The organism is Micromonospora sp. NPDC047753 (genome assembly GCF_040642735.1).
GTDB lineage: Bacteria > Actinomycetota > Actinomycetes > Mycobacteriales > Micromonosporaceae > Micromonospora.
On record NZ_JBEYSL010000074.1, the window covers coordinates 1 to 18,121 of the forward strand.

An 18,121-nucleotide genomic window follows, 5' to 3' on the forward strand; every position below is an offset into this window, starting at 1 on the left:
ACCACGCGACGTTGCCGGCCTCGGCCTCCTCGCCGCGTACCCCCAGATCGACCCGGACCCCGGCGGCGCGCAAGGAGGACGTCCGGGTGCTCGGCGTGCCGTGCTACTTCGCGCGCTGCGACGTGGCGGACCCCGCCGCCGTCGAGGACTTCGTGCGCGCCGCCGAAGACCAGCTCGGCACGTTCGACCTCGTCGTCAACAACGCCGGCATCACCCGCGACGCGCCCCTGGTGCTGGCCCCCGCGGACGACTGGGACGCCGTGCTGGCCACCAACCTCACCGGAACCCGCAACGTCTGCCGGGCCATGGCGTTCCGCTTCATGAAGCAGCGCAGCGGCGCCATCGTCAACATGTCGTCAGTGGCCGGGGTCTACGGCAACGTCGGCCAGACGGCCTACGCCGCGAGCAAGGCCGGCATCATCGGGTTCAGCAAGTCGCTGGCCAAAGAGGTGGCCCGGCACGGCGTACGGGTCAACGTGGTGGCGCCCGGCTTCATCGAGACCGAAATGACCGACGCGCTCCCGGACCGGCTCCGCGAGCAGGCGCTGGGCCAGATTCCCGTACGGCGGTTCGGCCGGGCCGACGAGGTCGCCGAAATGGTCGCCTTCCTGCTCAGCGAGCGCGCCTCCTACGTCACCGGCCAGGTGTTCCAGGTGGACGGGGGGATCACGCTGTGACCCGGGCGGTGGCATCCCCGTTGTGTGACGCCGACCTGGTGCGCCTGGACTCCTCCGGAGCGGCCTTCGCCGTGCGGGTCCCCGTGCGCGGCGACGATCCGTACCTGCGGGGCCACTTTCCCGACCTGGCGGTGTTCCCCGGGGTCTTCGTCGTGGAGGCGCTGTGCCGGGCGATGGCCGGCGCCGCCGGGGACCGCCCGCCCGAGCTGGTCGAGCTGCGCTCGGTGCGGTTTCTCGCGCCGCTGCTCGACGGTGACACGCTCACGCTCACAGTGCGGGCGGAGGAGTCGCCCGGTGGCTGGGACGTGCGCGCGGTGGCGTACCGCGCCGACGGCACCACCACGGCCAAGCTGCGCGCCCTCTTCGCCGCCGCCGGAGCCGGCGATGGGTGAGCACAACGAGATCCGGGCGGTGCTCCCGCAACGTCATCCGATGCTGCTGGTGGACCGGGTGCTCGCGCTGGAGCCGGGACGCCTCATCCGGACGGTCAAGCTGATCAGCGCGACCGAGCCCTGCTACGCCGATCTGCCGGAGAGCGCCGAGCCGTGGCGGTTCGCGTACCCGCGGTCGCTGTTGATCGAGTCGTTCGGCCAGAGCGCCGCCCTGCTCTGGCTGGGGGACAGCCCACCGCCGGACGACGACGGCGTGCTGATGTTCGCCGGCGCCCGGGACTGGCACTTCGCCGGCTCGGCGTACCCCGGTGACGTCCTCCGGCACGAGGTCCACCTCGACTCCGTGGTCGCCGACACCGCGTTCGCCCACGGCGAGACCTGGATCGGCGATCGCCGGGTGGCCACCGTGGGCACCCTCATCGCCACCCGCCGCCCCGTCGCCCGGCCGGCGGTCCCGCCGTCCGGCGTCGCCCACCCTCATCCAATGGTTTCGGTCAGCACGGAAGGACAGCGATGACGATCAAGGAACAGCAGCTGGAGGAGCTTCGCGAGATCGTCGCGGAGGTGCTGGAGGTCGAGCCGGAGGAGCTCACCGACACCGGCGACTTCATGGACGAGTACGAGGCGGACTCACTGCGTGCCATCGAGATCCTGGCCCGTATCGACAAGCAGTTCAAGGTGGAGATTCCGCAGGCGGAGCTTCCCGAACTGCGCAACCTGAAGGCCGTGCACGCCGCCCTGACCCGGCACGCCACCGGCCGGGACTGAGCCGTGGTCCGCGTCGCGGTGACCGGGCTCGGTCCGGTATCGAGCATCGGGGTCGGCGTGTCGGCGTTCGCCGACTCGCTGCGCTCCGGGCGATCCGGCATATCCCGGATCACCAGCTTCGACACCTCCGGGTTTCCGTTCGTCAAGGCAGGTGAGGTGCACGGGTTCCGGCCCGGTGAGCACCTGTCCAGGCTGGACCCGTCCCGGTGGGGCCGGTCCAGCCTGTTCGCGGCCACCGCGGCGCGGCTCGCGGCCACCGACGGCGGTCTCGACCCGGACCGGATCGACGCCGGACGCGCGCACGCGGTGATCGGCACCACCAGCGGCGAGTCGCAGGTGCTGGAGGCGCTGACCGCCCAGATCCTCGCCGAGGGGTTCGCCGGCCAGGACCCGACCCTGCTGGCGCAGCTACCGGCGAACCGGCTCGCGCACGCCGTGAGCGAGGAACTCGGCCTCGCCGGTGAGTCGCTCACCCTGGCCACGGCCTGCTCCGCCAGCAACTACGCGATCGGGTACGGCTACGACCTGCTCGTCGCCGGTGAGGCCGACGTGGTGTTCGCCGGCGGTGCCGACGCGGTGTGCCGGTGGGCGCACGCCGGCTTCTTCAGGCTGGGCGCGCTCACCGAGCACGCGTGCGCGCCGTTCGACCGGGACCGCTCCGGCATTCTCACCGGCGAGGGCGGGGCCGTGTTGATGCTGGAGACGTTCGAGCACGCCCGAGAGCGCGGCGCGCGGATCTATGCCGAGCTGCTGGGGTACGGGCGCAACTGCGACGCGCACCATCCGGTGGCACCGCACACACCCAGCATCGCGGACTGCATCCGGCTGGCGCACCGCAACGCCGGGGTGAAACCCGAGGACGTCGACTACATCTGCGCGCACGGCACCGGCACACCCGCCAACGACCTGGTGGAGGGCGCGGCGATCCTGGAGGTCTTCGGGCCCGAGCCGCCGCCGGTGAGCTCGATCAAATCGATGATCGGGCACACGATGGGTGCGGCGAGCGGGTTCGGCGCCATCGCCGGGGTGCTGGCGATCGACAGGGGTTTCCTGCCGCCCACAGTGAACTGGGAGCACCCCGACGAGGGGCTGCCGGGTCTCGACCCCGTGCCGAACGTGGCCCGCGACGCCACAGTGCGCGTGGTGCAGAACGACGGGTTCGCCTTCGGCGGCAACAACGCCATCGTGATGCTGGGAGCGGTGGCATGACCGGCGTGGGCGTGTTCGGCTGGTCCGCGCTCACCTCGGCCGGCACGGCCACGTCCGCGGCAACCGCGTCGCTGCCGCGCTCCGACGCCCCGGCCGTCCCCGGCACCGGTGGCCTGTTCACCGAGTCGCTTCCGTCGCCGCGTGGACACGTCGTGCCGGGCTTCGACATCCGGGCCCGGCTCGGCCGCAAGGGGACCAGCACGTACGACCGGGCCACCGGGCTGGCGGTGGTCTGTTGCGAGGACGCCCTCGGTGCGGCCGAACTGGCCGCCGACGCCGACCGCGGTCGCGTCGGTGTGGTGCTCGGCACGACGATCGGCAGTTTCCGGTCCACCAGCGACTTCAGTCGCGAGACGCTGGTGCAGGAGAAGCCGTACCTGGTGAACCCGATGCTGTTCCCGAACACCGTGATGAACGGCGCGGCCGGCCAGGTCGCCATCCGGCACGGCCTGCGCGGTGTCAACGCCACCGTCGCGGGCGGCGCGCTCGGTTTCCTCAACGCCGTCCGGTACGCCGAGATGGTGCTCGCCGGCGGGTACGCCGACGTGATGCTCGCCGGTGCCGTTGAGGAGTTCTCCGCACACCGGGCGTGGGCCGCCCACCTCACCGGTACGACGGCCGAGGTGCCGCTCGGCGAGGCGGCCGCCGTGTTCGTCCTGTCCGCGCCCCAGCCACCGGCCTGGGTCGGCGCCGCGCAGGTCGCCGACCTCGTCACGGCCACCGGGTTCGGTCCGGGCGGCACCGGGGCGCGCGCACTCCTGGCCTGCGCCCGGCGCGCCCTGGACCGGGCCGGCGTCGCACCCTCCGACGTCACCGCGGTCCTCACCGGCGAGGCGGACGAGGCGGGACAGGACGAGTACCTCGCGGTCGCCGGGCTGCTCCGCCACCGACCTCGCCGGGTAGCGGCGAAGAGGCTGCTGGGGGAGTGCGACGCGGCCTCGTCCGCCGCCGCGCTCGCGGTCTGGCTGGCCGACCCGGAGCCGGCCGGGCCGGCCCTGCTGACCGCCCGCAACGCCGACGGCGCGGTGGCCGTAGCTGTCGTGAGGAGGTGCGCCGATGCCGGCACTGGTGACCGGTAGCGCCGTCCGTACCTGCCTGGGCGACGGCCAGCGGACGTTCGCGGCGCTGCTCAGCGGCGCCTGCGGCGCGGCGCCGTTGCGGCACCCCGGCCGGGCGCTTCTGAACGTCTCGCACGGCTACCACGCCGCCGGCGCGGCGCCGTTCGGCGCCGCCCGGATGTTGTCGGCGTGCGTGGCGGAGGCGGTGGCCGCGTCCGGGCTGGACGCCGGCCGTCGCCGGGTCACCGCCCTGGTGGGTACCGGGCTGCGGGAACTCGGCGCGGTCGAGGAGTTCGCCCTCAGCGGGGTCCGTCCGCCGCGGTCGAAGCTGCACTTCGCCGACGCGGTGCGCCGCGTGCTGCCGGGCGTCACCGACGTCATCACGGTGTCCAACGCGTGCAGCGCGGGTGGGCACGTCCTCGCACTGGCCGAGGACATGCTGGCCCTGGGCGACGCCGACGCCGTCGTGGTCGCCGCCGCCGACACCATGACACGCTCCATGCTGGCGATGATCGGGCGGGTGAGCGATCCGCCCACCACGCGGGTCCGCCCGTTCGACCGGGACCGCACCGGTGTGCTGCTCGGCGACGGCGCGGCGGCGCTGGTCGTGGAACCGGCGGACGCCTCCCGGCCGGCGCTCGCGCGGGTCGCCGGCACCGGCCTGTCCTGCGATGCCCGGCACGAGACCGCGCCCGACGTGGACGGCATCTGCCGCGCCATGCGCGACGCGTACGCCCGGGCGGGGCGGGAGCCGTCGGAGACCGATCTGGTGATCGCGCACGGCACCGGCACCGCGCTCAACGATCCGGCCGAGTGCCGGGCACTGCGGGCCGTGGTCGACGCCGCGGGCGGCTCGCCGCTGATCACCGCGGTCAAGGGCGCGGTGGGGCACACCTCCGGTGCCGCGGCGCTCGTCAACGTCGACGTCGCGATCCGCTGCCTGGAGACCGGGCTGGTGCCGCCGGTGGCCGGCCTGCGCACGGTCCTGGCCGAGGGTGCCGGACTCCGGTTCGTCGTGGGCGACTTCGTCGGGTCGCGGCCCCGGCTGGTGCAGGTGAACGCCTTCGGGTTCGGCGGCGTCAACGCGGTCTCCCTGCTGGAGGCGTCATGACCACCGCCATCTACGCGACCGGTTGGAGCCTCCACCTGCCCGGTGCCGACCTGAGCGCCGCGGGAACGGGGGAGTGGGCCCGCGCGGAGGCCGCCACCGCCGACCGGGCGGCCACGCTGCTGGGTCGCAAGGGCCTGCTCTCCAAGGACCCCGCGACGCGGCTCGCGCTCTGCGCCGTGCACCGGGCGCTGGGGTTGACACCGGGCCGTCACCCGCTGCCGACGCCGCTGCCCGCAACCGCGGTGGTGGCCTGCAGCAATCTGGGCAACGTCGAGACCGTGGCCCGGGTGGCCCGGACGGTCACCGAGGAGGGTGGGCGCGCGGTCAGTGTGCTCGACGCGCCGGGCGTGTCCAGCAACGTGGTGTCCAGCGCGGTGGCGCTGTGGTTCGGCTTCGGCGGCCCGAATCTGATGATCTGCTCCGGCGCCCGGTCCGGGCGGGCAGGCCTGCGCACCGCCGCGCTGCTGCTGGCGGCGGGCCGCGCCGACCGGGTGGTCCTGGTCGGCGTGGAGCCGGCCGACGAGATCGCGTCGGCGCTGCACGCCGGTGCCCCGCCGTTGCGCGCGGGTGCCGCCTGCGTCGTGCTCACCGCGCGCCCGGGCCCCCTCGCCGTCCACTCGCGACAGCCGCTGCCCGCGGCGGAGCCGTTGCCGTCGGGCCCGGTCGATGACTGGGGTGATTCCTACGGCGCACGCGACATCGTCGCCCTCGCCCTGGCCGCGCACCTGGTGGCCGACGAGGGACACGGCGCACTCGCCGTGGGCGACCCCGGCGACATGCCGTTCGCCGTCCTCGGCGGTGCGTCGTGACCGTCCCCCTGCACGTGCTCAACGAGGGTGATCCGGGTGCCCCGCTCGTGGCGTTCGCGCACGGGCTGGAGGACACCTGGCAGAGCTGGCGACCTCTCGCCGAGTGGCTCGGCCCGCGCCGGCGCCTGGTCGCCCTGGACCTCCCGTGGCGTGCCGGCAACGACTACCGGTGGCGGCACCGGTCGCCCGCGGACTGGCTGCGCTCGGGCCTGGCCGCATTGCCCCGAACCCCGGACGTGCTGGTGGCGCACTCGTTCGGCGGTAACGCGGCACTCCAGCTGCTCTGCGCCGACGAACCCCTCGCCGGGCGGACCGTCGCGCTGATCTGCCCCCTGTACCGACCTCCCGGAGGGCCGGTCACCTGGGCACTGTTCGACCGTTCCCGGGAGACGTTCGTACAGCACATCCACGACGGCCTGCGCGCCCGGATGGGCAGCCGGGCGGCCCGCATCGACGCCGGGCTGCTGGCGGCGATGACGGATCTGGCGATCGAGCGGGTGGGACCGGCCGGGTTCCTCACCGTCTTCGAGCAGTACCTGGCGACCGCCGATCTGTCGCTCGAGGCGGTGGGCAGGCCGGTCGCGGTGCTCGCCGGCGGCGCGGATCCCACGCTGACCCCGAAGGCGGCGGAGGTGCTCGCCGCCGGCATGCCGGGCGGCCTCCTGCACCTGCGCGACGACTACGACCACTTCTGCCATGTACGGCACGCCCAAGGGATCGCCGACCGGGTCGCCGACCTGGCCCGGCTGGCCCGGGCGACGATGGGAACGGCGGGATGAGCAATGACCGTGACGATCACACCAAGACCCACAGTGGTGCACACCGAACCGGGGTATGAGGGCGCCAACATCCGTACCTGGATCGGTTTCAAGCACTTCCTCTACCTGGTCGAGCAGGGCGTGCTGCGCTGGCTCCGCGACCAGGGCGCCGGCGCCGGTGAGCTGTACCTGCGGCACGGTCTCGGCCTGGAGATCGTGGAGAGCTCCGTGCAACTGCCCTCCGTGCTCGAACTGGACGACGAGGTGCGGGCCGAGGTCACCTCGGCCAGGGACAACCTGCTGAGCGTCCGGCTCGTCTCGACCCGGGACGGACAGGAGGTGACCGCGCTGCGGGGCCGGGTGCGGGTCGCGCTCGTCCGCGAGCGCACCGCCGAGACCTACCGTCGCGCGCCCGGCGGGCTCGACGCCCTGGAGGTCCCCGAGCTGGCCGCGGCGACGACGGTGAGGCACCCGGACCACCGGTCGCTGGCACCCGGTGAGACCGCCGAGGACGTGCTGGGCGCGGAGCCGGGCGCACACCTGTGGTCCTGGCGGGCGCCGTACTTCTACTGCCACTACTCCGACCGGGTCCAGCACTCCGGGTTCGTGCGCGCCCTGGAGGAGGTGGTGGACCGGTTCCTCGCCGACCGCGGCATCTCCGTCGGCCGCCTGCTGACCGAGCGGTCCTGGATCCCGGTGGTGTCGCGCAGCCACCTCCAGCTGGTCGAGGCCGCGCGGATGGAGGAGACCGTGCACACCGTCTTCACCGTCACCGACATCCTGCGCGGCGTGCTCTTCGACGGACGGATGCGGTGCCACGTCCAACGCGGCGACCGCCTGGTGCAGGTCGCGCAGGCGCGGATCCTGCACGGCTACGCCATCGCCGCCGGACCCGGCGCGGGCGGCATGGCCGAGCTCGACGACGAGGTGGTCGCGGCGCTGCGGGGAGACCGACGGTGAGCGCCCGGCCGCGGCTGTACTTCTCGTTCCGCAGCCCGTACAGCTGGCTCGCGGTGCGGCGGTTGCGCGAGGCCGTACCGGATCTGTTCACCAGGATGGACCTGCAGCCCTACTGGGACCCGGACGAGCGGTCGACGGCGGCACTGGCGGCGCGCGGCGGCGAGTTCCACTACGTGCAGATGAGCCGGGCCAAGCACCTGTACATGCTGCTCGACACCAAACGCCTGGCCCAGCGCCAGAACCTGACCATGGCCTGGCCGATCGACCGGGACCCGTGGTGGGAACTGCCGCATCTGGCCTGGCTGGCCGCGCGACGCGAGGGCCTGGCCGAGGCGTTCTACGACGCGCTGGCGCAGGCCCGCTGGGGACGGGGTGAGGACATCTGCCAGCCCGACACGGTGCGCCGTGCGGCGAAGGAGGCCGGGTTCGCTCCGGAGACGGCGGTGCTGGCCGCCGAGTCGGCGAGCATCCGGGAGGAGGGCGTGGACTGCCTGTACCGCGCGTACCTCGACGACATCTTCGGCATCCCCTACCTGAAGCTGGGGCGCCACCGGTTCTGGGGACTGGAACGGGTCGACGCCTTCCTGGAGATGTGGCAGGCGGGGGACGACCGGCCGGTGGTCACCGAGCCGGCCCGGCTGACCCCGCCGTACGACCTCGACACCCCGGGCGGATGCGGATGACCACGCGCCGCGAACCGCTCGCCGAACGGCGCTACCGCAAGCAGCGGCTCGCCGCGACACTGCGGCTGTTCGCCCGCTTCGGCTTCGACCACGGCGCCGGCGGACACGTCACCGCCCGTGACCCGATCGAACCGGACCACTTCTGGATCAACCCGTTCGGCATGCACTTCGGACACGTGCGGGTCGCCGACCTCCTGCTGGTCGACGAGTCCGGCACTGTGGTCGCGGGCAAGGGCAGCGTGAACCCGGCCGGGTACGCGATCCACTCGCACGTGCACGCCGCCCGGCCGGACGTGGTGGCGGCCGCGCACACGCACTCCACGTACGGGCGGGCCTGGTCCACCCTCGGTCGACCGCTCGACCCGCTCACCCAGGACGCCTGCGCCTTCTACGAGGACCACTCGGTCTATGACGGCTTCGAGGGCGTGGTCCTGGAGTCGCAGGAGGCGAAGCACATCGCCGACCGGCTCGGCGACGCCAAGGCGGTGATCCTGCGCAATCACGGCCTGCTCACCGTCGGCGGGAGCGTGCAGGAGGCGGCGTGGTGGTTCATCACCATGGATCGCAGCTGCCAGGTGCAACTGCTCGCCGAGGCGGCCGGCCGGCCGGTACCGATCCGCCCGGACGCCGCGCGGGCCACGGCGGCCCTGATGGGCACGCCGGGCATGGGCCGGCTCAACTTCTCCCCGCTGTACGACGACATCATCCGCGCCCAACCCGACCTGATCGAGGAGTAGACGCGCCCATGCCGACGTTGATCAACGACCTCATCGCCGCGAACGGACACCGCACGGCCCTGGTCGACAAGCGCGGCCGTTCCAGCTGGACGGAGCTCGGTTCGCGGGTGCATCGCTGGATGGGCGTCCTGGCCGCCGAAGGGCTGGGCCGCGGCGACCAGGTGGCCTGCGTGCTCGGCAATCGCCGGGAGACGTTCGAGATCCTGCTCGCCTGCCTGCACCGCGGGATCACCGTGGTGCCGGTCAACTGGCACCTGACCGAGCCGGAGATCGCCTACCTCATCACCGACTCGGAGTGTCGGGGGCTGATCGTCGAGGAGCCCTACGCGCAGGTGAGCGGCCGGGCCGCCGCCCGCGCGCCCGGGGAGGTCCCGACGCGACTGGTGCTCGGCGACCGTGACGTGCCCGGCTTCCGGGCGGTGGAGCCTCTGCTCGCCGCCGCGGATCCGGCCGAACCGGCCGAGCAGTCCTGCGGCTCCACCATGCTCTACACGTCCGGGACCACCGGCGCACCCAAGGGCGTGCTCAACGGCATGTTCGTGGTCGGAGCGCCGTTCACCCGGGTGGCCAAACTGCTGGAGTACGCCCGCGTGGTCCTCGACGTCCCGGCGAACGAGCGGTTCCTGCTCGACGGGCCCTGGTACCACTCGTCGCAGCTGTTCCTCGCGCTGCTCGCCCTGCTGCGCGGCTGCACGCTGCACATCCAGGAGCGGTTCGACCCGGAGGCCACGCTCGCGGTCATCGACGCGGAGCAGATTTCCGCGGCGCATCTGGTGCCGACCCAGCTGGTGCGGTTGCTCCGGCTGCCGGAGCACGTCCGCCGCGGCTTCTCCGGCGCATCGCTACGGCGGGTCTGGCACGGCGGTGGGCCGTGCCCGCCGGACGTCAAACGGGCCATGATCGAGTGGTGGGGGCCGGTGTTCCTGGAGTACTACGGCGCCACCGAGGGCGGCGTCGTGAGCCTGATCAACTCACACGACTGGCTGCGCCGACCGGGCAGCGTGGGCCGCGCCGTGCCGCCGTACGAACTCGTGGTGGTCGACGAGGAGGGTGCCCCGGTGCCCGCCGGTGTGTCCGGGCGGGTGTTCGTCCGGCGCCTCACCGGGCGCACGTTCCAGTACCACAAGGCGCCCGAGAAGACCCGGGCCGTGCACCTGGCCCCGGACAAGTTCACCTACGGCGAACTGGGACACCTGGACGAGGCCGGCTTCCTGTACCTCGACGGCCGTGCCCAGGACCTGATCGTCACCGGGGGCGTGAACGTCTATCCCACGGAGGTCGAGGCGGTGCTGCTGGCCCATCCGGCGGTACGGGACGCCGCCGTCATCGGCGTGCCCGACCACGAGTTCGGGGAGCACGTGGCCGCGGTGATCGAGCTGGCTCTGCCCGAGCCGGCCGACCTGTTCGCGCTGCTCGATCCGCACTGCCGCCGCTCGCTCGCGGGTTTCAAGACGCCTCGGGCGTACCACGTGGTGGCCGCCCTGCCCCGGGACACCTCCGGCAAGTTGCGGAAGGACGCGCTGCGCCGCGCCATCGCGCCACCCGCCCCGGACGACCCGGATGCGGTGCTGGCGCGGACGTCGTCGGCGGAGCCGGTGCCGTGACCGGCGTGTCGGGCGCCACCCGGCCGGACATCGCCCATCCGGCCACCTACGCGCACGGGGTGCCGCACGCCGAGTTCGCCCGTCGGCGGCGCGACGAACCGGTGGCCTGGGTCGACGAGCCGCTACTGACCCGGCACAGCGCGAGCGGCCGGATCACCGAGCGGGGCCGCGGGTACTGGGCGGTCACCACGCACGCGGCGGTGCAGGAGGCGTCGCGGCGCACCGGCGACTTCTCGTCCGGGCGGGCCGGCGCCTTCCTCGTCGACCCACGGACACCGGCGGACCTGCGGCAGACCCGGCAGCTGCTGATCAGCATGGACGCACCGCAGCACGTCCAGATCCGCCGCCTGGTGACCTCGGTCTTCACGCCCCGTGCGGTCGGCGGTCTCGCCGACGGGGTCGCGGCACACGCCACCGAGCTGGTCCGGCGCGTCGTGCGCACCGGCGAGCTGGACGTGGTCACCGACCTGGCGGCCGAGTTGCCGTTGCTGGTGCTCTGCGACCTGCTCGGTGTCCCGCGCGCCGATCGCCACCTGCTGTACGGGTGGAGCAACCATCTGGTCGGCTTCGACGATCCCGAGTTCGGCGGCGGGGACGTGGACGCGTACCGGCGGACGTTCGCCGAGGCGTTCACCTACGCGCTGGAGCTGGCGGCCGAGCGCCGCGCGCACCCGCAGCCCGACCTGATCAGTCGGCTCGCCGTCGCCGAGGTGGACGGCCGGCGGCTGTCCGACCGCGAATTCTGCATGTTCTGGCTGCTGCTGGTGGTGGCCGGTAACGAGACCACCCGACACCTCATCGCCGGCTCGCTGTCGGCCCTGGTCGACGACCACGAGCAGCGCGACCGACTGGTGGCTGGCACGGTGCCCATCGCCGCGGCGGTCGACGAGCTGATCCGCCATGTCACGCCGATCATGCAGTTCCGACGTACCGCCACTCGCGACACCGAGCTGGCCGGGCAGGCCATCGCGGCCGACGACAAGGTGGTCCTCTACTACACCTCGGCGAACCGCGACCCGGCCGTCTTCACCGAGCCGGACCGGCTCGACCTCGGCCGCAGTCCCAATCCGCACCTGGCGTTCGGCATCGGGCCTCATTTCTGCCTGGGCGCCCACCTGGCCCGGCACGAGTTGACCGCCCTGCTCCGGGCGATCCTCCCGCACCTGCCGTCGCTGGTGCGTACCGGACCGGAGATCCGGTTGGAGTCGAACTTCGTGAACGGTTTGAAGTCTTTTCCCGCACAGATCCGATAAGCGCGTGCTTCAGCCAACCGAAGGGAATTGCGCGATGGAAGAGTTCCGGATCGACATCCCACAACCCGACGTCGACGACCTGCGTCGCCGACTGGCGGCCACCCGGTGGCCCGGCGAACTCGCCAGCGTCGGCTGGGAACGCGGCGTGCCGCTGGGCTACCTGCAGGAGCTCACCGACTACTGGGCCACCACCTTCGACTGGCGGGCCGCGGAGGCTCGGCTCAACCAGATGCCCCAGTTCCGGACCGAGATCGACGGCGCGATGATCCACTTTGTGCACGTGCGCAGCCCGGAACCGGACGCGGTGCCGCTGATCCTCACCCACGGCTGGCCCGGCTCGTTCGCGGAGTTCACCGAGATCGTCGGCCCGCTCACCGACCCGCGCGCACACGGTGGCGACCCGGCCGACGCGTGCCACGTGGTGATCCCGTCGCTGCCCGGGTACGGCTTCTCCAGCCTGCCGGACACCGGCTGGGACGTGGTGCGGATCGCCTCCGCGTGGTCGGAGCTGATGCGCCGACTCGGCTACGACAGGTACGTGGCGCAGGGCGGTGACGCCGGATCGGTGATCTCGCAGGCGCTCGGCGTCATCGACCCGGCGCACTGCGCGGGGGTACACGTGAACATGCTGATGACCTTCCCGTCCGGCGACCCGGCCGACCTGGACGGCCTGAGCGAGCGGGACATGGCGCGGCTGGGCCGGCTGCGCGAGTTCGACGAGCACCTGTCCGGTTACATGAAGATCCAGCAGACCCGCCCCCAGACGCTGGCGTACGCGCTCACCGACTCACCGGTCGGGCAGCTCGCCTGGATCGTGGAGAAGTTCCGGGAGTGGACCGACAGCGAGAAGGTGCCGGAGGACGCGGTGTCGCGCGACGACATCCTGACGCTGGTGTCGCTGTACTGGTTCACCGCCACCGCCGGGCCCTCGGCGCAGTTCTACTACGAGGGCGCGGCCGCGGTGAAGGCGGCGGCCGCCGGGGCGGCGCCCCCTCCGATCACCGTGCCGGTCGGTGTGGCCGTGTTCCCGAAGGACATCTTCCTGCCGGTACGCCGATTCGCCGAGGCCCACATCCCCACCATCGCCCGGTGGACCGAGTTTGACCAGGGCGGTCACTTCGCCGCCCTGGAGCAGCCCGGCCCCCTGGTCGACGACGTCCGGGAGTTCGTGCGTCTGGTGCGCTGATCGACAACCGCCGCGGCCGGCCGGGTGATCCCGGCCGGCCGTGGTGTGCGTCAGAGGACGACCGCGCCGGTGGTGATGGCGGACAGCAATGTCCTGGCCTGGACGTTGACATAGTGCCCGTGCCGGAGCAGCGCGGTCAGCTGGCCCGGTGTCAGCCAGCGGTATCCCGGCGGCGGATCGGCGGGCGCCGCGTCGGTCTCCAGGACGACGCAGCGGTTCTCCGCGTGGTAGAAACGCCCGCCCTCTTCGGCGTGCACCACGTCGTATCGGATCTGGCCGGGCGTCGCCGACCTGATCAGGTCCAGGAATGCCGGCCCGGTGCCCGAGCCGTGGTGCCCGGGTGTGCACTGTACGGTCGGCCCGAGCTCCACCGTGTTGTGGAAGCCGGCCTCCACCCGGGCGTGCGTGAGCAGATGCGGCACGCCGCCGAACCGGCGGGTCAGGAACGCGATCAACCCTCGTTCCAGCGGTTCGAAGAGTGGCTGGGTCCAGCCGCGCACCTCGCGGTTGTCGGCTTCGACCGAGACCGCCATCACCCGGAAGTAGCGCGGCGGGACGTGTTCGATGGTCCGGTCGCCGATGGCCCAGCCGGGCAGCCCGCGCAGCGGCACCAGCCGGCCGTGGAGGTCGTGGCGTGTGCGTTCCGCGGTGAACCAGGAACGCACCTCGGTGTCGTCGTGCCGGGCCACCGCATCGCCGAAGGCCACCGGCGCGCAGGCCAGTACCGTACGGGTGTCCATGTTGATCAGGTTGTCGACCTGCATCAGACGGCCGATCTGGCCGAGGGTGAGCCAGCAGAAGTCCGCGCCGGCGTCGACCGGGGCGCCAGTCTCGACGATCATGTTCCGGTTCGTCTTGTGGTGGAACCAGGACCCGTGCTCCGACTGCAGCACGTCGGTGAGCGGCCGGCCGCGATGCGGATCGGTGAAGAGCTCCAGGTGGCGCACCGGCGCCCCCCGGTGCGCCCCGGTGTAGTTGCTGCGGGTGGCCTGAACCGTCGGCGAGAGCTGCACCGGTGTCGGGTTGCCGGGCTCGGCCTTGGCCTGCAGGAGGAAGTGCAGAACGCCGTCGAACTCGGTGGCGACGATGCCCAGGATGCCCACCTCGGGCTGGTTGATGATCGGCTGCCACCACTCCAGGTGCGGCGACCCACCGGTGCGTACGTGCAGGCCCTCCACAGTGAAGAAACGGCCGCTGTGGTGCACCAGGTTGCCGGTGCCCGGAGCGAACCCCCAACCGTCCAACTCCTGGAACGGGATCGGCGTCACCCGGAACCGCTGGGCGCGTGCCCGCTCCGCCAGCCAGCCCGGCACGTCCGTCGTACGGATGGCCGCGCCGGCCTCGGTCTCGGCCGCCGAGCGAGCCAGGCGTTGCGCCAGCCCGTCGTCCTCACGCGGGCGCAGCCGGAGCGCCGCCCCCGGCGCGCTCATGCGGCCAGCTCGATCCGGGTGTCGTCACCGATCACCAGCCGGTGCGCGAGGCCGTCGCCCGCACTGACCGTCGCGGCGCGCCCGATCAGCGACCGGGCCAGTGGCGGCACCGCCGAGATGGTGGCACCAGCGAGCACCACCGAGTCGGCCACGTTGCACCGACGCAGGACGCAGTCCGGGCCGACGGCGGTGAACGGCCCCACCATGCTGTCCTCCACGAGGGTTCCCGCCCCGATGACGGCCGGGCCGTCGATGCGGGAGCGCACCACCCGGGCGCCGGGCTCGACGACGACCTGCCCGGTCAGGATGCTGGCCGGGTCGACGTCGCCGGCGATGCCGGGCGTCAGGTCGGCCAGCATCCGGCGATTGCAGTCGAGCAGGTCGTCGACCTGCCCGGTGTCCTTCCAGTAGCCGTCGTAGACGCTGGCGCGTACGTCCGCGCCGGAGGCGAGGAGCCACTGGACCGCGTCGGTGATCTCCAGCTCCCCGCGGGTGCTCGCGTCGATGGCGGCCACCGCCTCGTGCACCGCCGCCGTGAAGAAGTAGACGCCGATCATCGCCAGATCGCTGCGCGGCCGGGCCGGCTTCTCCACCACCCGCAGCACCGTGCCGTGCGGGTCGAGCTCGGCGACGCCGAACTCCTGCGGGTCGCTGACCTTGTGCACCACGATCTGGGCGGCCGGGCGGTGCACGCGGAAGTCGGCGGCGATGTCGGCGACACCGTCGGGCAGCACGTTGTCGCCCAGGTACATGACGAAGTCGTCGTCGCCGAGGAAGGAACGTGCCAGCCGGACGCAGTCCGCGAGCCCGCGCGGCTGGTCCTGGTGCAGGTACGTGATCGGTACGCCGAAACGCCGGCCGTCGCCCAGCGCCGTCCTGATGTCGGGCCCCCACCGACCGACCACCACCCCGATCTCGGTGACGCCGAGGCCGCTGACGGTTTCCAGCACCAGTTCCAGTACCGGTCGATTGGCCACGGGGAGCAGTTGTTTCGGCATGGAATGACTGAGCGGGCGGAATCGCGTGCCGGAACCGCCCGACAGGACCAGAGCCTTCACCGTGGAAATTCCTTTCCTTGCAGGAAGTGTGGACGCTCGTTCAGTGGCGTCCGGCGACGAATTCCCGGATGGTCCGCCCGACGTGGAGGATCATGTCGTCGGTGATGCCGGGATAGACGCCGATCCAGAAGGTGCCGTGCACCACCGCGTCGCTGTTGGACAGGTCACCGGCGACCCGGAACTCGACATCCCGGTAGGCCGGGTGCCGGGTCAGGTTGCCGCTGAACAGCAGCCGGGTACGGATCTGCCGCTCCTCCAGGTGTTGCTGCAGCTCACCGCGGCCGAACGGTGCGTCAGGCGTGACGGTGAGCGCGAACCCGAACCAGCTCGGGTCCGAGCCCGGTGTGGGACGCGGCAGCAGCAGTCCCGGCACTCCGTCGAGCTCCTCGCGCAGCCGCTGCCAGTTCTTGCGCCGGGCCTCACCGAACGCCTGGATCCGCTCCAGCTGGCTCAGCCCGAGCGCCGCCTGCAGGTCGGTCGCCTTCAGGTTGTAGCCGACCTGCGAGAACGTGTACTTGTGGTCGTAACCGGCCGGCAGTGTGCCGAGCTGCCAGTCGAACCGCTTCTTGCAGCGGTTGTCCTCCCCGGGCTCGCACCAGCAGTCGCGCCCCCAGTCCCGGAAGGACTCCACGAGGTGGGCCAGTTCCACGCTGTCGGTGAGCACGCAGCCGCCCTCGCCCGTGGTGATGTGGTGGGCCGGATAGAAACTGACAGTGCTGAGGTGGCCGAACGTGCCGGTGAGCCGCCCGCGGTACAGCGAGCCGACCGCGTCGCAGTTGTCCTCGATGAACCACAGCCCGTGCCGCTCGGCCAGGTCGGCGATCTCGGCCGCCTCGAACGGGTTGCCGAGCGCGTGGGCGATCATGACGGCGCGGGTGCGTGGCCCGATCGCTGCGGCCACCCGCTCCGCTGTGGTGTTGTACGTGCCGAGTTCCACGTCGACGAACACCGGTATCAGACCGTTCTGCACGATCGGGTTCACGGTGGTGGGAAAGCCCGCGGCCACCGTGATGACCTCGTCGCCGGGCCGCAGACGCCGGTCTCCCAGCTCCGACGCGCGTAGCGCGGACAGGGCCAGCAGGTTGGCCGACGATCCCGAGTTGACCAGGTGGGCCTTGCGGAGGCCGAAGTACCGCGCGAAGGAGCGCTCGAACCGCAGCGCGTGGAACCCCGCGGCGATCCGCATGTCCATCGCCGCCTCGACCAGCGCCAGCCGGTCTTCGGCTTCGAGCACCGCGCCGGACGACAGCACCGGCGTGACGCCCGGAACGAACTCCTGGTCGTCCGGTGTGCGTTCGTTGTGATAGGCCCGGACCAGGTCCAGGATCATTGCCTTGAGGTCCGGGGTCATGGTGTGCTCGCCTCCTGCGCGGGATGGCCGGGGAACGGGTGGGACCGGGCGGCCTGCCAGATCCCGAGCAGCGTCTCGGGCAGCTTCCGGCGCGCCGACCAGCCGAGCACCGTGTACGCCCGGCGGGTGTCGGCCCGCTGCCAGTCGCCGTCGGCGGAGCGCGCGCCGGTCGTCGGCGCCGGCCGCAGCTCCAGTCGGTAGGGGACACCGCTGACCTCGGCGAGCGCCCGGACCAGTTCCTCTGCGGTCCGGGTGACACCCGACCCGATGTTGAACAGCCCGGGAGCGATCTGCCGTGCCGTGCCGGCGGCCAGGACGGCGTCGGCGGCGTCGCGTGCGTCCACGTAGTCGCGGTACTGCGCCAGGTCGGTCAGCTCCAGGTGTGCTGTCGTACCGGCCCGGTGCGCCGCCACCAGCCGGTTCACCGTCCGGCCCAGCACGCTGACCGGTGACATGCCGGCGCCGATGACGTTGAACAGCCGCAGCACCACCGCCTCGACGCCGTGCCGGGCAGCGAGGCGGCGTACCAGTTCGGTGCCGGCCAGCTTCGACCGTCCGTACGCGCTGCGCGGTGCGGCCGGGGAGTCCTCGGTCAGGGCTGTCGGCGGTGGCTGCGGCGCGTACTCCAGCGACGAACCGAGATGCACCAGCCGGGCGTCGGCACCGGCCTCGGCCACGGCCCGCACCACGAGTCCGGCGAGTTCGACGTTGGCGGCGGTGAGCCGGTCGGGCTCCGGCCGCCAGATCTCACCGGCGGCGTTGACCACCACGCCGGGCCGCGCCGCGCGGATCGCCTCGGTCAGCGACCGGGTCGCGACCTCGGGCCGGCGCCCGGCCACGACCACGTCCCAGCCGGCCGAGGTCAGCCGGTCACGGACGTGCCGGCCCAGCAGACCCGTGCCGACCACCAGGGCGCGGCCGGTCACGGCTCGCCCAGGCCGGCCGCCCGGCGGATGGTGTCGACCAGCCGCGCGTGCCCCAGTGATCACCCCCTTTCTCGCCGGCACGGAGATCGACGAGCCGTTCGAACTGTGGTCGTGAGCCGGGTCGGCGGGCAGAGTGTGGGAATGAGGAGCG

At 72.5% G+C, this 18,121-nt stretch carries 19 protein-coding genes; 15 read left to right on the plus strand and 4 right to left on the minus strand.

Annotated elements, in window-relative coordinates:
* The 15 genes from fabG to ABZ749_RS09445 form a co-directional block, all read left to right on the plus strand.
* Positions 1-677: 3-oxoacyl-ACP reductase FabG (gene fabG, locus ABZ749_RS09375; protein ID WP_357224967.1), on the plus strand; the 677-nt coding region annotated here is incomplete at its 5' end.
* Positions 674-1,069 (plus strand): hypothetical protein, encoded by a 396-nt coding sequence (locus tag ABZ749_RS09380; RefSeq protein ID WP_357224970.1) that lies wholly within the window; start codon positions 674-676, stop codon positions 1,067-1,069. The genes fabG and ABZ749_RS09380, both read left to right, overlap by 4 nt.
* Complete coding sequence (locus ABZ749_RS09385) at positions 1,062-1,586, plus strand: beta-hydroxyacyl-ACP dehydratase (RefSeq protein WP_357224974.1); 525 nt, start codon at positions 1,062-1,064, stop codon at positions 1,584-1,586. The genes ABZ749_RS09380 and ABZ749_RS09385 overlap by 8 nt, the downstream gene beginning before the upstream one ends.
* Complete coding sequence (locus ABZ749_RS09390) at positions 1,583-1,837, plus strand: acyl carrier protein (protein WP_355008681.1); 255 nt, start codon at positions 1,583-1,585, stop codon at positions 1,835-1,837. The genes ABZ749_RS09385 and ABZ749_RS09390 overlap by 4 nt, the downstream gene beginning before the upstream one ends.
* A 3-nt stretch (positions 1,838-1,840) precedes the next feature.
* The gene (locus ABZ749_RS09395; protein ID WP_357224977.1) at positions 1,841-3,046 is read left to right on the plus strand and encodes a beta-ketoacyl-[acyl-carrier-protein] synthase family protein; all 1,206 of its coding nucleotides are present in this window, start codon (positions 1,841-1,843) and stop codon (positions 3,044-3,046) included.
* Positions 3,043-4,125 (plus strand): beta-ketoacyl synthase N-terminal-like domain-containing protein, encoded by a 1,083-nt coding sequence (locus tag ABZ749_RS09400; protein ID WP_357224981.1) that lies wholly within the window; start codon positions 3,043-3,045, stop codon positions 4,123-4,125. Before ABZ749_RS09395 ends, ABZ749_RS09400 begins: the two co-directional genes overlap by 4 nt.
* Positions 4,103-5,215 (plus strand): beta-ketoacyl synthase N-terminal-like domain-containing protein, encoded by a 1,113-nt coding sequence (locus tag ABZ749_RS09405; protein WP_357224985.1) that lies wholly within the window; start codon positions 4,103-4,105, stop codon positions 5,213-5,215. The genes ABZ749_RS09400 and ABZ749_RS09405 overlap by 23 nt, the downstream gene beginning before the upstream one ends.
* Complete coding sequence (locus tag ABZ749_RS09410; RefSeq protein WP_357224988.1) at positions 5,212-6,024, plus strand: beta-ketoacyl synthase N-terminal-like domain-containing protein; 813 nt, start codon at positions 5,212-5,214, stop codon at positions 6,022-6,024. The genes ABZ749_RS09405 and ABZ749_RS09410 overlap by 4 nt, the downstream gene beginning before the upstream one ends.
* Entirely contained in the window at positions 6,021-6,803 is a 783-nt protein-coding gene (locus ABZ749_RS09415; protein WP_357224992.1) for an alpha/beta fold hydrolase, read from the plus strand. The genes ABZ749_RS09410 and ABZ749_RS09415 overlap by 4 nt, the downstream gene beginning before the upstream one ends.
* A 3-nt stretch (positions 6,804-6,806) precedes the next feature.
* Positions 6,807-7,742 carry a thioesterase gene (locus ABZ749_RS09420; RefSeq protein ID WP_357224996.1) on the plus strand — a complete coding sequence of 312 codons (936 nt, stop codon included), beginning with the start codon at positions 6,807-6,809 and terminating at the stop codon, positions 7,740-7,742.
* Positions 7,739-8,425: a DsbA family protein gene (locus tag ABZ749_RS09425; RefSeq protein WP_357225001.1), complete on the plus strand. Its 687-nt coding sequence runs from the start codon at positions 7,739-7,741 to the stop codon at positions 8,423-8,425. The genes ABZ749_RS09420 and ABZ749_RS09425 overlap by 4 nt, the downstream gene beginning before the upstream one ends.
* Positions 8,422-9,162 (plus strand): class II aldolase/adducin family protein, encoded by a 741-nt coding sequence (locus tag ABZ749_RS09430; RefSeq protein ID WP_357194112.1) that lies wholly within the window; start codon positions 8,422-8,424, stop codon positions 9,160-9,162. Before ABZ749_RS09425 ends, ABZ749_RS09430 begins: the two co-directional genes overlap by 4 nt.
* 8 nt (positions 9,163-9,170) lie before the next feature.
* Positions 9,171-10,766, plus strand: a complete 1,596-nt coding sequence (locus ABZ749_RS09435) for an AMP-binding protein (protein WP_357225005.1) — start codon at positions 9,171-9,173, stop codon at positions 10,764-10,766.
* Positions 10,763-12,019: a cytochrome P450 gene (locus ABZ749_RS09440; RefSeq protein ID WP_357225009.1), complete on the plus strand. Its 1,257-nt coding sequence runs from the start codon at positions 10,763-10,765 to the stop codon at positions 12,017-12,019. Before ABZ749_RS09435 ends, ABZ749_RS09440 begins: the two co-directional genes overlap by 4 nt.
* A 34-nt stretch (positions 12,020-12,053) precedes the next feature.
* A complete protein-coding gene (locus ABZ749_RS09445) occupies positions 12,054-13,205 on the plus strand; it encodes an epoxide hydrolase family protein (protein WP_357225013.1) in 1,152 nt (383 codons plus the stop codon).
* Between the two features lie 50 nt (positions 13,206-13,255).
* On the opposite strand, the gene ABZ749_RS09450 is transcribed toward ABZ749_RS09445, so the two are convergent.
* The 4 genes from ABZ749_RS09450 to ABZ749_RS09465 form a co-directional block, all read right to left on the minus strand.
* Positions 13,256-14,635, minus strand: coding sequence for an NDP-hexose 2,3-dehydratase family protein (locus tag ABZ749_RS09450; RefSeq protein ID WP_357225017.1), 1,380 nt, complete (start codon positions 14,633-14,635; stop codon positions 13,256-13,258).
* A complete protein-coding gene (locus ABZ749_RS09455; RefSeq protein WP_357225021.1) occupies positions 14,632-15,693 on the minus strand; it encodes a glucose-1-phosphate thymidylyltransferase in 1,062 nt (353 codons plus the stop codon). The genes ABZ749_RS09450 and ABZ749_RS09455 overlap by 4 nt, the downstream gene beginning before the upstream one ends.
* Before the next feature lie 40 nt (positions 15,694-15,733).
* A complete protein-coding gene (gene rfbH / locus ABZ749_RS09460) occupies positions 15,734-17,044 on the minus strand; it encodes a lipopolysaccharide biosynthesis protein RfbH (protein ID WP_357225025.1) in 1,311 nt (436 codons plus the stop codon).
* Positions 17,041-18,121, minus strand: a 1,081-nt coding sequence (locus ABZ749_RS09465; RefSeq protein WP_357225029.1) for an NAD(P)-dependent oxidoreductase, incomplete at its 5' end; no start/stop codon positions are given. The genes ABZ749_RS09465 and rfbH, both read right to left, overlap by 4 nt.